The sequence below is a fragment of the Rathayibacter sp. VKM Ac-2805 genome, from assembly GCF_009834265.1.
Classification (GTDB): Bacteria; Actinomycetota; Actinomycetes; order Actinomycetales; family Microbacteriaceae; genus Rathayibacter.
The window spans coordinates 3148598-3165046 of sequence record NZ_CP047185.1; the positions used below are offsets into that span (position 1 = coordinate 3148598).

Genomic DNA, 16449 nt, shown 5'->3' on the forward strand with positions numbered 1-16449 from the left:
GATCCCCGGCGGCCGTCGTCGTCACGTCACCTGCAGGTGAGAGCGGAGTACGCGGCCTGCTTCGTGGTCGTCACCGCGGCTCCGTCCAGGGTGGCCGTCGCGGTCACCGTCGCCGAGCCCGCGGCCACCGAGGCGGCGCGGGTGGTGAAGGCGTGGGACGCGCTCGACCCCGGAGCGATCCCGGTGAACGACTTCGAGCCCCAGGAGGACGCGATGGTGATCGCCGCCGGGACCTTCGCGTCGTTCCGAGCGGAGACCGTCACCACGACCTTGCCCGCCACGCAGCGGCTGGTGGCCGTCACGGTGGTCGGCACCGTCGCCGCGGAGGCGCGGACGATAGAGAGACGGTAGGTCGCGGTGGTCGTGTGGTCCTGCGCCGACGACTCGACGACCACGCTCGTCGTGCCCGACGCCGCGAGCGGCACCGTGCGGCGGAGGGTGTCGTCGATCAGCACGCCGTCGACCTTCACCAGACCGCTGGGCACGGCCGGGTCGAGGTCGAGCGAGACGCTGGTCGTGCCGGCCGGCACCGTCAGGGTGTGGTCCCGCACCCCGGCGGCGAGCGCCGGCGAGAGCGTCCCGACGTCGGAGGAGAGCTTCGTCAGCTCCGGGTCCACCGCGTAGGTGGTCGACTCCGTGGTGTAGACCCCGAAGACGCCGCCGACGTAGCTGGACCCGGTGCCCTGGAAGCGCACCGTGACGACGGGGATCTTCCGTCCCTGCGCGTCGAGCACGTACTTCCCGCTCTGGTCGCGCTTGTAGCTGTCCTTCGCGGCGAGGCCGCTGAGGACGGACGCCGGGATCCGGTCGTACTGGACGTACCAGCTCGTCGCTCCGGCCGCTCCCGAGACCACCTCGGTCTTGAGCTTCACGTCGTTGAGGTAGACGTCGAAGGTGCGTCCCGCGTCGCCGCCGTAGTAGCGGACGCCGAGGTAGTTGGCCGGCAGGGTCGGGTCGACGATCATGTCGTACTGGAAGTACGCCTCCGCCGAACGCTCGCCGTCGCGGTAGCCCTCCCCGCGCCAGGTGCCGACTCCGGACCGGGCGGTCTTGTAGTTCTTGTCGGCCTCGCTGTTGTTGTTGTCGAACGAGGTGAGGGAGTCGATGGTCGTCTCGTCGACGCGCAGCTGCTCCTTCTGGGTCCGGATCAGCGCCTGCGCCGCGGCCGAGTCGGGCTCGATCAGGGTCATGTACGTCGCGTAGCGGGCGTTGTAGAGGCTGTAGTACGGGGTGAAGACCCGGGCGGCGGAGGCGGCGTCGACGTTCTTCATGCCGAAGCGCATCGTGGTGCGGCCGTTGCCGTCCGCGCCGTCGGGCAGGCGCACCAGGTTGTCGCGGATCGCCGAGGTCCAGGCCGCGGAGTCGCCCACGACGATGTTCGAGTTCACGGACTTGTCGGCCGTGCCCATCCGCACCAGGACGCCGGCGACGTAGGACGCCTCGACGTTCGAGCGGTTGAGCTCGGTCGCCAGCAGCACCGGTCCGTAGCGGAACGCGGTCCAGTCGGCGCTCTCGGTGTCCGCGACGGCGGTGACCGCGGCGGGCAGCTTCCAGGTGAGGAGGTCACCGGCGGCGACGGCGACGGAGACGTAGCCGGCCTCGGCCGTGACCGTGCGGGTCGCGCCGTTCACGGTCAGCGTCGGTGCTCCGTCGATCCAGGACGGGACGCGCAGCTTCAGGGTCGTGCCCTCGGCCACGGCTCCTCCCGCCAGCGCCTCGACCCGCAGGGTCGCGGTGTCGGTGGCGGGGATGTCCGCCGTCTGGCTCAGCCTCAGGTTGTTCGCCGAGGAGCGGAGCACGGAGGAGCGGAACTGGTTCACGAAGACGGTCTTCGGCTTCTCGAAGTAGATCGAGTCGCCGAGCTTGGTGAAGCTCTCGATGCCGGTGCCGTGGTCGCACCAGAACTCGTCGTGCTCGTGCCCGAAGACCTTCGCGTAGCCCGCGGTCTGCGGCTGGAAGTAGGTCACCATGCCCGTGTCCGGGTTCTGCACCGAGAGGACGCCGTTGATGAACGCCTCCTCGTAGAAGTCGGCGTACTTCACGTCCTCCGTCACCTGGAACAGCGACCGGGTGAGCTTGAGCATGTTGTAGATGTTGCAGCCCTCGGAGGTGGAGTTCTCGCCGTAGCCGGTGGTCTGGCCGTTGGTCGCGTACTCGTGGAGGGTGCCGGGGGCGTGGAAGTGCTCGGACTGGCTGTTGCCGCCGTTGGCGTAGGTGTGGGTCTCGTCGACCATGCGCCAGAAGTTCTCGGCGGCGCGGCGGTACATGTCGAGGTCCGACTTCTCGGCGTCGGTCAGCGTCGCGTAGAGCGCCGGGTCGTCGGTGAAGACGCGGTAGCGCTTCAGCGCGCCGATCAGCTTCGGGATCGTGGTGTTCGCGTGCAGCCCGTTGAGGACGTCCTCGTTGTTCGCCAGCTTGCGGAACAGCGCCGTCTCGTCGAAGTACTCCGCCGCGCGCTTGTGCGCCGGGTCGTGCGTGGTCTCGTAGAGGCGGTAGAGCGCCTCGTTCATCCCGCCGTACTCGGTGTTGAGGAGCTGACCGGGGTTCGCCTGACGGCCCGCCCAGGCGGTGATCCAGCTGCCGAAGCCGCCGGCGACGACGAGCGCCTTCTGCGAGACGGCGTCGGGGGCGTGCTCGTGGGCGTCGAGGAGGCCCGCGAGCACCTTGTGCAGGTTGTAGAAGGGGACGAGCAGGCCGTCGCCGCCCGAGGGGAGGTAGCGGGTCGGGAACGGCGAGACGTAGCCGGCGTTCGCGGGGTCCTTCAGCGCGTAGGCGTCCTGGACCTTCTTCAGCCCGTCGACGGAGGCGGTGAGCTTCGCGAGCAGGGCGGCCTTCGTGGTCGGGTCCTCGGTGGTGGCGTAGGCCTGCGAGAGCGCGGACACGTAGTGGCCGAAGAAGTGGCCCTGGAACCGGGTGCCGTTCTCGCGCTCCCAGCCCCCGTATCCGCCGCTCGTGGTCGGGGCGAGCCCGGCCTCGCGGTAGAAGGAGTAGAGGAACATCTCGGGATCGAGGCTCAGCAGGTACTCGACGGTCTGCTGCTCCCCGTTCTCGAGGTACGGGTCCTGCACGGAGACGTCGGACAGGCCGGCCTCCAGAAGGTAGTTCGACGTCTTCACTCCCCGGGGCTGCACCTGGAGAGTGTAGGTCTTCGTGACCGCGGTGCTGCCCCCGTAGGTGGCGGAGCCGGTGAGGACGACCTGCGTCGCGGAGCCGGTGGGCGGCGTGACCGCGGCCGTGCCTCCGCTGATCGCGACGGTCGCCGGGTCGGAGGAGGTCCAGCTGAGGGCGGACCCCTTCGCGCCGACGGTGGGCAGGGTGAAGCCGGTGCTGGTGCTCGCGGGCGGGGCGACCAGCTCGAGGTCGGCCCGGGCGATGCTCGCGGGGTCGAAGGAGGGGTTGCCGGCCTTCGTCAGGGCGACGACGTCGGTGGTGGTCGCGACGCCGTTGTAGAGCGCGTAGTCGTCGAGCAGGCCGCGCAGGTGCGCGCCGTTGTACTGGGGGCCGTTGAAGCCGAGGGTCTTCGTCGAGGTGCTCTCGGAGCCGAGGACGCCGGATGCGGAGGAGGACGGCGCGGTCTTGACGACGGCGGTCTGCTTCACCCCGTTGCGGTAGAAGGCGACGGCCTTGGTGCTCTTGTCGTACGTGGCGACCACGTGCGTCCACTCCCCCGCGGGGAAGAAGCCGGAGCGGGCGGTCTCGACGGCGACCTTGTACGGCTGGCCGCCGGACGGGCCGATCGAGAGGGCGAGCGGAGTGCCGTCGCCCTCGGAGGTGAGGTACCAGCCGTCGGAGTTGTAGGCGGTCTTGTTCCAGGTGAAGACCTGCTCACCGGTCATCGCGCTGGTCGGCTTGTACCAGAACGAGACGGTGAGGTCGGCGGGCTGCAGCGCCGCCGCAGTGCCGAGCGAGATCGCGTTCGATCCGGTGAACTCGAACGCCCGGCCGTTCAGGCCGGTGCCGTAGGAGGCGGTGCCCTTCTGCATCCCGAGGGCGGTACCACGACCGCTGGTGTCGGCGAGCGACCCGTCGAACGGGAGCTCGAGCACCTTCGCTGAGTCGAGCGAGGTGGTGGGGGCGGCCTGGGCCGTGGGGCCGACCGACAGGAGACCTGCCGTCAGCGCCATCACCGCCACGGTGGCCAGGGGGAGTCGTCGTCTCATTCGTGAGGCCTCTCATCGTTGAGAAATCCGGCCCAGGGGGGCGGGCCGCCTCGAATGTTACCGTTAACAATAGTTTTCGGTGAGGTTTCGGTGAGAGGACTGACAGGCTCCCCGGGCGCTCAGCGGCGCCGGTCCAGGGCCGCCCGGAGGTACGGAGCGGTGCGGCTGCCCGCGGCCTCGGCGACCTCCTCCGGAGTGCCCGTGGCGACCACCGAGCCTCCCGCGCGGCCCGCCCCCGGACCGAGGTCCACGACCCAGTCCGCGTCGGCGACGACGCGCATGTCGTGCTCGACCACGATCACCGTGTTGCCCGCGTCGACCAGGTGCTGCAGGTGCTCGAGCAGGCGGTCGGCGTCGGCGGGGTGCAGGCCCGAGGTCGGCTCGTCGAGCAGGTAGAGCGTGTCCCCGCGCTGGGCGCGGCGCAGCTCCGAGGCGAGCTTCACCCGCTGCGCCTCTCCCCCGGACAGCTCGGGCGCCGGCTGCCCGAGCGAGACGTAGCCGAGCCCTACGTCCACCAGCGCGTCGAGGTGGCGCGCGACCTCGCGGTCCTCGGCGAAGGCCTCGCGCGCCTCGGCGACGCTCAGCGCGAGGACGTCGGCGATCGTCCGGCCGCCCAGGGTGACCTCGAGGGTCTCGTCGTTGTACCGCGTCCCGCCGCACGCCGTGCAGGGCGCCTCGACGGTCGGGAGGAACAGCAGCTCCACCTCGACGGAGCCCTCGCCCTTGCAGACGGGGCAGCGCCCGCTGGGCAGGTTGAAGGAGAAGCGGCTCGCGGAGAAGCGGCGGCGCTTCGCCTCCGGGGTCGCCGCGAAGAGCGTCCGCACCCGGTCGAACAGGCCTGTGTAGGTCGCGACGTTCGAGCGCGAGGTCCGGCCGATCGGGGTCTGGGTCACCTGCACCACGCGGCGCAGGCGGTCCGCGGGCCCGGAGGCGGTGCCGCGGGTCGGCGCCGCGGCCGCGTCCAGCAGCGGGTCCGCCTCCCCGCCCTCCTCCGCCGGCGCGTCCTCGGCGACGTCGGCGCGGAGCGAGGCGCGCAGCAGATCGGGCAGCGCCTGGTTCACGAGCGTCGACTTGCCCGATCCGGAGACACCGGTGACCGCGGTGAGCACCCCGACCGGGAACGCGACGGAGAGGTCGTCGAGGGTGTGCCGCGAGACTCCGGCGAGCTCGATCCACTGCTCCGCGGTGCGGCGGGAGCGCAGCGGCGCCGGGTCGCCCTCGGGGAAGAGGTAGCGGCGGGTGACGGAGCCGCGGGCGCCCGGCAGGCCGTCGAGCGGGCCGGAGTAGACGACGGTGCCGCCCCCCGACCCCGCGCCCGGGCCGATGTCGACGATCCAGTCGGCCTCGCGGATGACGTCGAGGGAGTGCTCGACGAAGAAGACGGTGTTGCCGGTCGCGCGCAGGGTCCGCAGGATGCCGAGCAGCGCCTCCGTGTCGGCGGGGTGCAGGCCCGTGGACGGCTCGTCGAGCACGAAGACGACGCCGAAGAGGCGCGAGAGCACCTGCGTCGCGAGGCGCATCCGCTGGAGCTCCCCCGAGGAGAGCGTCGGCGTGGAGCGGTCGAGCGAGAGGTGGCCGAGGCCCAGGTCGACGATCGGCGCGAGGCGGGCGACGAGGTCCTCGACCAGCCGCTGCGCGGCCAGGCGGGTCTGCGGAGCGCCGTCGGCCGGGGTCCAGCCGGGCTCCAGCACGCGCCGCGCGACGACGACCAGCTCCTCGAGCGGGAGCGCTGACAGCTCGGTGATGTCGAGCCCCTCGAAGGTGACGGCGAGCGCGTCGGGCTTCAGCCTCCGGCCGCCGCACACCGGGCAGGCGACGCTGACGACGAACGAGGCCGCGCGCTCGCGCATCCGGGCGCTCTTCGAGCCGGCGAAGGTGTCGAGCACGTAGCGGCGCACCCCGAGGAACGTGCTCATGTAGCGCGGCTCGTCACCGGCGGCCACGGCCGCGCGCACCTCCGCGGGAGAGCGGTCGGTCCACACGGGAACCTGCGGGGAGTCAGGAGTGTGCAGGATCCAGTCGCGGTCCTCCGCGGGCAGGTCGCGCCACGGAGCGTCGATGTCGTGTCCGAGCGAGATCAGGCTGTCGCGCAGCTGCTTGCCGTGCCAGGCGGTCGGCCAGGCGGCGAGCGCCCCGTCGCGGATCGAGAGCGAGTCGTCCGGCACCATCAGCTCGTCGGGGACGTCGTAGACCCGGCCGATGCCGTGGCAGCTCGGGCAGGCGCCCTGCACGGTGTTGGCCGAGAAGTCCTCCGCGAGCAGCATCGGCGCGCCCTCGGGGTAGGCGCCGATGCGCGAGAACACCATCCGCACCACGCTCGAGAGCGTCGTCGCACTGCCGACCGTGGAGCGGGCCGAGCCTCCGGAGCGCCGCTGCGGGAGGGCGACGGCCGGCGGCAGGCCCTCGATCGAGTCGACGTCCGGCACGCCGACCTGGTCGATCAGCCGCCGCGCGTAGGGGGCGACCGACTCGAAGTAGCGGCGCTGCGCCTCCGCGTAGAGCGTGCCGAAGGCGAGCGAGCTCTTGCCCGATCCCGAGACCCCCGTGAAGGCGACGAGGGCGTCGCGCGGCACGTCGACGTCGATGCTCCGGAGGTTGTTCTCGCGGGCGCCGCGCACGCGGACGCGGTCGAGGGGGTCGGTGGTTCCAGGCGCGCTCATCCGTACAGCCTGCCGTGCCCCGGATGTGGGACGGCCCGGGCGGGTCGGCGCCGCGGGGGCGTCTCGACGGAGCCGCGCACCGGCGGCCGGCGAGACAGCCCCGTATCCGCCGAGACACCTCCGTGTCAGCGGCGTCTCGACGGAGGGGGCGGCGCCTCGACGCTAGGACGAACCGGCGGCGGATCGAGACAGCCCTGCCTTCAGCGAAACACCACAGGGCGGAGGCGCCTCGACCCCGGGCACCTCAGCGGAGGAGGCGCCGCGGTTCAGGCCAGGCCGTGGCGGTGCGCGAAGGCGACGAGCTGCAGTCTGGAGGCGAGACCGAGCTTCGCGAGGATGCTCGAGACATGGCTCTTGACGGTGGACTCGCTGAGGTGGGCCGCGGCCGCGATCTCGGCGATGCTCCGCCCCTGCGCTGCCGAGGTGAACACCTCCTTTTCGCGAGCCGAGAGCACGTCGAGCACCTCCGGACGGGCGGGCACCGCCGACGCCGTGTAGTCGCGGAGCTGGGCGTGCCGGCCACCGCCGGCCACCACCGTCCGCCCCGCGGCGACCGCGCGCACGGTGCCCAGCAGCAGCTCGGTCGTCGCGTCCTTCATCAGGAAACCCGCCGCTCCGGCCGCCAGCGACTCGGCGACGGCGCTGTCGTGCTGATGCGTGGTCAGGATGATCACCCTCGTAGCGACGTCGGGATCGCGGGCGATCCTCCGCATCGCCGAGATGCCGTCGAGCAGCGGCATGCGCACGTCGAGCAGGAGCACGTCGGGAGCCTCGCGCCGCACGAGCTCGACGGCCGCCTCGCCGTCGTGCGCGGCTCCGGCGAACTCGAGCCCCGGCTCCGCGTCGAGGAGCATCCGGAGCCCGGAGCAGAACAGGACGTGGTCGTCCGCGACAGCGACGCGGATCACGCTGCACCCTCGAGCACGCGCGCCGGGATCGACGCGGTGACGCGGAATCCGCCGCCGTCCTCCTCCGCGGTCAGCCAGCCGCCGGCGAGCTCGGCCCGCTCCCGCATGCCGACGACCCCGCGGCCCGACCCGCTCGACTCCGCTCCGGAGCGACCGTGCGACGCGACCTCGAGCAGCAGCGCGCACTCCTCCCAGACGAGGCGCACCTCCGCATTCGGGGCGGCGCCGCTGTGGCGGAGCGCATTGGTGAGCGCCTCCTGCAGGATCCGGTACACCGCGAGCTGCTGAGCCGGCGAGAGCACGGCACGATCGCCCTGCTCGTCGAGCGCCGCGGCGAGCCCGGCGGAGCGGAATCGGCCGACGAGCTGCGGGAGGGAGTCGAGGCCGGGCTGATCGATCGCGTCGGGGCCGGTGCCGAGCGATTCGATCACGAGGCGCACCTCGACCAGCGACGTGCGGGCCACCTCCGCGATCGCCCGCAGCGACTCCTGCGCCCGGTCGGGCTCGGCGCGCACGAGCCGCTCGGCACCGTTCGCCTGGGCCAGGACGATCGAGAGCGATTGCGCCATCACGTCGTGCACGTCCCGGGCGATGCGCGCCCGCTCGGAGGCGACGGCGAGCTCGCGGTCCGCGTCGGCGAGCCCGTCCTCCAGCACCCGCCGCTCGAGGAGAAGGATCGAGCGGACGCGGGTTACCCGCAGGAGCCGGCCCACGAGCAGGCCGGAGCCCACGACGAGCGCACCGATGATCGCGGACGCGGTCCCGTCCGCCCCGGTCGCAGCGTGCACGGCGAACGAGGCGCCCGCACCGACCAGGGCGACGACGAGGACCGTCCGGCCGACCGCCTTCCGCCTCAGCGAGACTCGCGCGGCGGCGACGGCGAGCCCGGGAACGACGAAGGGGTCCGTGGAGAGCACGTCCGGCAGGAGGAAGGGCACCAGCGCCAGTGCGCCCGCGACGACCACGGCGGGCCACGGCAGCAGCGGCCCCAGAGCGATCAGCGCGCCGACGGCGTACAGGAGCGCGAAGGCGAGAGGTCCCTCCGACCACGGCAGCCGCCCGGCCTCGCTCAGGATCCACACCAGGAGGAACAGCAGTGCATTGGCGACGTCGAGAACGATCGGGGGCAGGCGGCGCAGGACTCGGATCATGCGCCGACCGTAGCGAGCCGCCGCGGGCTCGGCGCGGGCCGACAGCGACTTTCGTCCGAACGAACGAGGGATGCGGGCCGTCCCGCGGAGGTGACGAGAGACAGGAGCGGATTCCCTGGTGATCGGGCCGGAACCGCGCGGCAGGACCCTGCGCGCAGCCTGGAGCCCACGATCGACTCCTGCACTGCCGAACCACTCCCGGGCTCCTCCTGCACGGCTACCTATCAGAACCGCGAGAAGCCCGGCGTCGAGGAGACAACGCCGGACGAGTGACGCGTCGGAGGCGGATCGCGGACGACGGAGGGGTGGAAGTGCAGTGCCGATTCGCGCCAGTTCTCCCGCAGGCAACCGAAGATGTCGAGAATCGATCATGTTGGATCGCGCCGCTCCCGCCAGGAGTGCCTTGGTCCACCGGCCCGAGGATCACTTCGAGCTGCCCATCAGGAAGGAACTCACCATGAAGAAGATCGCCACTGGCGTGGCCGTCAGCGCCCTCGCCGTCGGACTCTCGATGGCTGGCGCACAGGCCGCGAGCGCCGCGACCATCCACGAGCACGAGAACTACGTCGGCCGAACGTTCAGCGGAGACAATGCAGCCAACGTCGGAGACATGAACGACGCCGGAACGTCGATCAGGAACGGCGGGCGTCTGCACTACTTCGAGGACTCGGGACACCTCGGACGCTCCGTCTGGCTGACAGGCAACTACAACGCCTTGCAGGCAGTCGGGGACAACCTGCACTTCGGCGAGACGTGGAACGACCGAATCAGCAGCTGGAAGTAGAGATCCGGTCGGGGTGCGCTTCGCACCCCGACCACTCTCGGCGGAAAGCGGAACTCCGAATCACATAAGAGAACGAAAGAAGGACTCCTCATGATTCAACCCGACACCGAAGCACGGAACGGTATGAAGTCACGGGGGCATCTCGCCCTCTCCTCCTTCCTCGGTCTCGGTCTGGCGCTCGCCCTGGGTTCCTGTTCATCGATGCCGGTGGAGCGGGAGCAGGACGTGACCGCCCGGGCACTCCTCGACCACACGACCGGCGAGATCGTGCTGCCTCTCGATGAGTACGACCCTTTCGACTCGGACAGCGTGGGGCTCCTCGTCGACCGCGCTTTCGACATCAGCACAGCGAAGTGCATGAGTCGACGAGGTCTGCAGTACACGGCTGCTGCCGTCGAAGAGGACCCCCAGCACGGGACCGGTGATCGAACGTACGGACTGTGGGACGAGGACCGAGCTCGCGCATACGGCTACGGCTACGCCCCCTCCCTCGTCGACGCTGCGAAGAAAGCCGACGCGCAGGCCGGAGGACCCGGCTGGGAGTCGGCGGTCGATGACTGCTCGACCGACGAAGACGACGAACTCGCTGCACTGATCCCGACGAACGAGGAGTCGGTCGATTCGCTCGTCGCCCGCATCCGGACCGATTCGTACAACGCGGCCGCATCGGATGCCGGATGGCAGAATGCTCGGGACGAATGGTCGCAGTGCCTTCGAAGCCTCGGCCTGTCTCCGCGTACGAGTGGCGGCGGCTGGAACTCGGAACAGGGTGAGGGACTCGTCACCAGCATAAGACCGGACGGCTCTTCTCCTGACAGAGAGGAGGAGATACGCGTCGCATCGCTTGAGGCGCAGTGCAACACCGAAACCGGACTCTCGCAGATCCTCGGCGATCTCGAGGCGTCGTACCAGGCGCCACTCATCAAGCAGAACCAGGCCGCACTGAACCGGATCAAGACACGGAACCAGGACCGGCTCGCCGGGCTTCGAGCCTACGTAGCCGCACATGGCTGACGCGACGACAACACTCCGACGGTTCCGGCATCCCTGGCGGATCGCCGTCCTCGCAGCAGTACTGACCCTCGCATCAGGCGCGTCGTTCGCTGCTGGACTGTCCGTTCACGCGCCCGAGCGGGACGCCCTTGTCTCGACACAGGAGCGGATCGAGGTGACGGCGATGGTCGAGCGGCGGGTCGTCGACTCCCGCTCCTCCTTCCCGGGAACGATCGTCGAGAGCCCTGCGGTTCCGGTCATCGCCCGATCACTGCCCGGTGTTCCTGTCGTCACTCGCCAGGCACTGACCACGGGCGAGCCTGTGTCCTCGGGCGACCTGGTCGCGCTCGTCGCCGGCGTGCCCTACTTCGTTCTGACCGGGCCGCTGCCGCTCTACCGGGATCTTCGCGCCGACGACCGAGGGGACGACGTCATTGCTCTGCAGCGCGCCCTGAACACGACGGGCGCCGATATCGAGGAGAGCGGATCGATCGACTGGGCCACGCTCGACGCTGTGAGTGGCCTCTTCGACGAACACGACCTCGTCCTCCCGGAGGCCGTCGCTTCGGATGGGAAGAAGACGTCGTTCATTCCCGCGAACCAGATCCTCGGCACCGGTTCCGCTGAGGGCACTGTCGTGTCGGCAGCCGGGGTGGGAACGGTGCTCGGTTCAGACACGCCGCTCATCAGCATCCGCACCGGACCGAAGACGATCACTCTCCGCGCCGACGTCGCGAATGCGGCGCGATTCACCGTCGGCGCCTCGATGACGGCTCGAGCTGGTAGCCAGGACCTTCCGGTGACAGTAGCGTCCATCGGCGCGTTCAGTGATGCCGGCGAAGGCAAGCTGGCTGGTCGTGATGTCGTCCTGGCCTGCACCGACCCGGCTCTCACCGATCTCGGCCCGGGGACCTCGGTCTCCGTGCTCAGCGGCGGCGTCGATGAGGAAGCATTGGCCGTGCCGCTGATCGCTGTCCGGCGCGATGCAGAGGGCGACTACGTGCAACGCCGCTCCGACGGCGCCCCTGCTCCGGAACGCGTGCCGATCACGGTGCAGCGCTCCGGCGGCGGCTGGGCTGCTGTGGCGGACGGGGAGCTCGAGGTCGGCGACCCCGTGCTGCTGTCGTGAGTGATCCGGTTCCCCTGCTCAGCCTCCGCGACGTCTCTCGCACCTTCGGCAGATCTTCGACAGGAGGCGTGCGCGGGATCACCTTCGACGTCCGCCGCGGCGAGTTCGTCGCCGTCGTCGGCCCATCGGGGGCAGGCAAGAGCACGCTCCTCGACATCCTGGGTCTCCTCGATCGTCCCACCGACGGCAGCTACCTGATCGATGGCGTCGCCACGAACGAACTCCGCGAGGGGCGTCGCAACACTCTCCGCTCCCGTCTCATCGGATTCGTCTTCCAGTCGTCGTTCGTCCTCGGTCATCAGAGCGTGGGAGAGAACGCGGCGACCGGGCTGCGGATCCAGGGCCGTCCGCTGAAAGACCGCCGTCGTTTGACCTCGAACGCGCTCGCTTCGGTCGGCATCGGCCACCGTGCGGACCTCGACGCGCGTCTTCTCTCCGGTGGCGAGCGCCAGCGGCTGGCTATCGCCCGGGCCGTCGCGACGAGACCTGACCTCATCCTCGCCGACGAGCCGACGGGCAACCTCGACTCGGCCAACGGCGAGAGCGTGCTCGATCAGCTGCTGGACCTGAACGCGACCGGGACCACCGTGGTACTCATCACCCACGATCCCACCATTGCAGCCCGAGCGGAGCGCCGCATCCGGATCGCCGACGGTCGCGTCATCGAGGACACGGGAGCGAGACCGACCAGCGCGCTGCCCTCCCCGCCTCCTCGACCGGAGACGGCCCCGCGCCGCTCCTTCATCACATCCGCGGCGGACGTGCTCGGCGACTCCCTCGGCGCCCTCGCCGCTCGCCCGCTCCGCACAGCCCTCCTCGTCCTCGCGTTCGCGCTCGGAGTCGGTGGTCTCATCGCCGCGCTCGGAGTCAGCGAGAGCGCCTCGGCGCAGGTCTCGGAGCGGCTCACAGCTGCCGCGCTGGACGAGGTCCGCGTCACCGTGCCGGGCGGCGCGGAACTCCTGGCTGCTGAGGACGGGCGCCTCGATTCCTGGCTCGCCGCGACAAGAGCGGTGCCTCATGTGGTCGACGCCGGCTTCGTCGCGCAGACCGGAGCGGAGGCCGCGCGCATCCGGCGCCTCGCCTCGACCGACCCGGAGCCGGCCGCACCGCTGCAGCTGATCAGCGCGGACCCCACGTACCTCCGCCTGGTCGGCGCCTCTGCCGTCGGACCCGACACCCGGGGTCTTCTCGCGACCCCCGGAGCCGACGCCATTGCGCTGCTCGGGTCGGGCGCGGCCTCGACCCTTGCCGCCGCCGCCCCGGGACCCGGCTCCACCGTCGAGGTCCTCGGCATCCGGGCCGCCGTGGCGGGCACCCTCATCGCGGGCGAGCGGGCGCCCGGAATCGACGGATCGGTCGTCGTCTCCCGGGAAATCCTGGCGCGAGCACCGTCCGTCGCCGTCACCATCCTCGTCCGGACCGATCCCGGCTTCCCCGCTCCGCTCGCCGAGGCGCTTCCCCTGGCGCTCGACCCGGGCGATCCAGGGCGCTTCACCGTCGAGACGGTCGCCGATCTGCGGGCCCTCCGCTACGGCGTCGCGACCGACCTCGGCGCGCTCATCGGCTTGATCGGGGTCGTGCTCCTCGTCTTGGCGACCATCAGCGCCTCGACGACGATGTACGTGTCCGTCCAGGCTCGGGCGGCCGAGATCGCTCTGAGGCGAGCGATCGGAGCGAGCCGCGGTGCGGTCGCACGGCTGTTCGTCGGCGAGGGGCTCGTGGTCGGAGTCATCGGTGGTGTGACGGGCGCCGTCCTCGGTACCGCCGCGACGCTGGCCACCGCCGCGGTGCAGGGATGGTCGCCGCTGCTGCCGCCCGCTCTCACTCCGCTGAGCATCGCGCTCGGAGCCGTGACCGGGGTCGTGAGCGCGATCGTGCCCGCGTGGGCGGCGGGGCGGCAGGAGCCTGCGAGCGCGCTCCGCGCCTGACGCCGAGACGGCCCGCTCCTGGCCGAGGCGCCGCCGTCAGGGCGGTGTCTCGGACGGGGCGGGCCGTCTCGGCGTCAGCGGCGCGCGTGCGTCAGCAGGTGCGCGCCGGGTAGGCCGCGGTCAGGGCGCCCGCGGTGAGCGCGGCGGCCGGGACCGAGGCCTGGCGGGTGGTGAAGGCGGCCGAGGCGCTGGCGCCGGGGGCGGCGGTCAGCGTCTGCGAGGCGCCGAACGGCGAGCGGATGACGACCGAGAGGGGCGTCGTGCCCGTGTTCTTCACCACTCCGGTGAGGACCACCCTGCCCGCGACGCAGCGGGAGGAGGCGGTGAGCGTCGCGGTCGGCGCCGTCACCACCACGGTCGCGGTGACCGTGACGGCCGTGGAGCTCGAGAGCCGGCGGTCGGCGGCGTTGTAGACCGTCGATCCGTTCGCGCCGATCCACTGGTTGTCGTTCGCGCCGATCGTGCGGACGACTCCGGTGACGGAGTAGCGGCCGGGCGCCGTCGCCACCGCGGAGGTGTTCCAGGTGACCGGCTGCGAGGCGGTGCCGCGGTTGTAGGCGAGCACCACGTCGGCACGGGCGGGCAGAGCCGCCGCGGCGTCGGCGCCGGAGGCGACCGTCACCTCGCCGAGGTCCGAGCGCACCGCGGAGGCCGCGTCGGCCGAGCGGACCTCGGCGTACTGCCCCGCGGTCAGCGAGACGATGCCGCCGTGCTTGGTCGAGGGGGCGAGCGAGAAGCCCGGGTCGGTCAGCTGGGTCCAGCCCGCGTCGAGGTCGTTCGTGACCATCGGCCGGTAGCCGGTCGAGGGGATCACGTCGACGTAGAGGTACCAGGTGTCCTCGCCGTGGTTCTTGAACACCGCGGGGCCCTCGACTCCTCCGGCGTTGCCGCCGGCCCACACCGCGCCGATGCGCGACTGGATCGGGGTCCACGACGTCGTCGGCAGCCACCAGGTCGGCGAGGTGGTCGACTCCATGTAGATGCCCTTGCCGGTGCCGTTGTCCTTCGAGATCCGGTAGGTCGTGCCCGAGTCCTGGATCAGCGTGGTGTCGATCGTGTCGGCCCCGGTGTCGATGAAGGTTCCGCCGTAGGAGTACGTTGCCTGCGTGAAGTCCGTGGTCGCTCCCCAGAGCACGCGGGAGGATCCGGTGCCCGGCGTGTGCGCCGCGGTCGGGTAGACCGTCGAGGACCAGTAGACGACGAACGAGCCCTTGCCGGGCCCTGCGTAGTCCGGCACCCAGGTGGCCTCGGGGGCCCACATCATGCCGGCCTCGAGGGCCTTCTTCCCGGCTCCGTCGAGCGCGACGTCGAACTGGCGCAGGTCGCTCCACGACACGAGGTCGCTCGACTCCCAGACGTTCATCTTCGTGCTGCCCTGCGTGGTCCAGTAGCACCAGGTGGTGCAGGAGCCGGTGCCGGAGTCGCCGCCGAAGACGCGGAGGTCGGTGGCGATGATGAAGTACTTCTTCGTCTCGGGGTTGTAGGTCAGGTACGGGTCGCGGACGCCGGTGGTGCCGAGGTCGGAGGCCAGGATCGGCTTCCCGCCGTTCAGCGGGTCCCACTTCTCCGGGTCGTCGCCGCGGGAGACGTCGAGGTAGATCTTCTCGGCGTAGCCCTGGGCGTCCTCGACGAAGTGGACCATCAGGTAGCCGTAGGGGGTGTCGACACCGACCTGCGGCTCCACGGTCACGGCGATCGAGCGGGTCTGCACGACTCCGCGGATCGACGCCGTCGCGGTGAGCGACGAGGTGCGCGCGGCCTGGCCCGCGGCGGGGCGGTCGGCGCTGAGGGTGCGGCCGTCGGCCGAGACGCGCAGGGTCGGGTCGCTGGAGGACCAGGTCACCGCTCCCCCGTAGTCGGGCAGGTTCGTGGTCGAGTCGTCGACGGCGAGCGGGGCGACCCCGGCCAGCACGGCGGCGGCGATCGGGGAGAACGTGGAGGCGTGCGGCTTCGCATCGACGGTCGACACGGCCGCCACCTCCGCCCCGGTGAGCGCGCGGTCGTAGACGCGGAACGCCGAGACCTCGCCGGTGTAGAACGGGTCGGGGTACGGCGCGCGGCCGATCGTGTTGAGCGACTGGTCGGCCACCGACGAGGGGCGCAGCGCGGTGGGAGCCGAGGCGACCCGGACGCCGTCGACGAAGAACGAGATCGTCCCGGCACTGCCGTCGATCACGGACGTGAGGCTGTACCAGCGGTCGGCGGTGAGGGCGGAGCCGCTGCGGGCGTTGTTCTCGCCGCCGCCGCCGTTCGTGGTGATCGCGGTGCGCACCCGGTCGCGGACGGACGCGAACCAGTACTGGTTCGTGCTGTCGCTGCCGATGTTCCACAGGAAGTGGAAGTTCGAGAGCATCGACGCGTCGGCGCGGGTCTCGATCGTGACGGTGGCCGATGAGCGGCCGGCCAGCAGGTTCGCGGGCAGCTGCACCCACGGGGCGGTGGTGCTGCTCTTGGGTCCGCCGGTGAGGCGGAGCGACGTGCCGGTCCAGAGCGCGTCGGTCGCGTTGCGGACGGTGGCGGCTCCCACGCCTCCGCTCACGGCGTTCGGGACCGAGCTGCCGGTGGTCTGCGTGAAGCGGTAGTCGGCGAGGAGGCCCTGCTGCGGGATCACGGCATCGGCCGCCTGCGCGGCGGGAGCCGGGGCGACGAGGCCCGAGAGCAGCACTGCTCCGAGGCCGAGCGCGGCGAGCGCTGCGCGCAGCGGCGCTCGCCGCGCGGGGGTGGTGGTGGGCATGG

General features: G+C 71.3%; 9 protein-coding genes. 4 read left to right on the forward strand and 5 right to left on the reverse strand.

Annotated features, from left to right (window positions below; translation table 11 throughout):
- Positions 1–26: 26 nt before the first annotated feature.
- From GSU40_RS14780 to GSU40_RS14795, 4 genes are all read right to left on the reverse strand, one after another.
- Positions 27–4160: a beta-L-arabinofuranosidase domain-containing protein gene (locus tag GSU40_RS14780; protein WP_160035538.1), complete on the reverse strand. Its 4134-nt coding sequence runs from the start codon at positions 4158–4160 to the stop codon at positions 27–29.
- Between the two features lie 119 nt (positions 4161–4279).
- Positions 4280–6820: an excinuclease ABC subunit UvrA gene (locus GSU40_RS14785; RefSeq protein WP_160035540.1), complete on the reverse strand. Its 2541-nt coding sequence runs from the start codon at positions 6818–6820 to the stop codon at positions 4280–4282.
- Positions 6821–7086: 266 nt separating this feature from the next.
- A complete protein-coding gene (locus GSU40_RS14790) occupies positions 7087–7728 on the reverse strand; it encodes a response regulator transcription factor (RefSeq protein ID WP_160035542.1) in 642 nt (213 codons plus the stop codon).
- A complete protein-coding gene (locus GSU40_RS14795) occupies positions 7725–8879 on the reverse strand; it encodes a histidine kinase (protein ID WP_160035544.1) in 1155 nt (384 codons plus the stop codon). Before GSU40_RS14795 ends, GSU40_RS14790 begins: the two co-directional genes overlap by 4 nt.
- 457 nt (positions 8880–9336) lie before the next feature.
- Between GSU40_RS14795 and GSU40_RS14800 the strand changes: the two genes are divergently transcribed.
- The 4 genes from GSU40_RS14800 (at position 9337) to GSU40_RS14815 (ending at position 13713) form a co-directional block, all read left to right on the forward strand.
- The gene (locus GSU40_RS14800) at positions 9337–9663 is read left to right on the forward strand and encodes a hypothetical protein (RefSeq protein WP_160035546.1); all 327 of its coding nucleotides are present in this window, start codon (positions 9337–9339) and stop codon (positions 9661–9663) included.
- A 90-nt stretch (positions 9664–9753) separates the two neighbouring features.
- Complete coding sequence (locus GSU40_RS14805; RefSeq protein ID WP_160035548.1) at positions 9754–10677, forward strand: hypothetical protein; 924 nt, start codon at positions 9754–9756, stop codon at positions 10675–10677.
- Positions 10670–11785, forward strand: coding sequence for a hypothetical protein (locus tag GSU40_RS14810; protein ID WP_160035550.1), 1116 nt, complete (start codon positions 10670–10672; stop codon positions 11783–11785). Before GSU40_RS14805 ends, GSU40_RS14810 begins: the two co-directional genes overlap by 8 nt.
- Positions 11786–11853: 68 nt before the next feature.
- A complete protein-coding gene (locus GSU40_RS14815; RefSeq protein WP_160035552.1) occupies positions 11854–13713 on the forward strand; it encodes an ATP-binding cassette domain-containing protein in 1860 nt (619 codons plus the stop codon).
- 91 nt (positions 13714–13804) lie between these two features.
- On the opposite strand, the gene GSU40_RS14820 is transcribed toward GSU40_RS14815, so the two are convergent.
- Positions 13805–16447: a LamG-like jellyroll fold domain-containing protein gene (locus GSU40_RS14820; protein ID WP_160035554.1), complete on the reverse strand. Its 2643-nt coding sequence runs from the start codon at positions 16445–16447 to the stop codon at positions 13805–13807.
- Positions 16448–16449 lie beyond the last annotated feature (2 nt).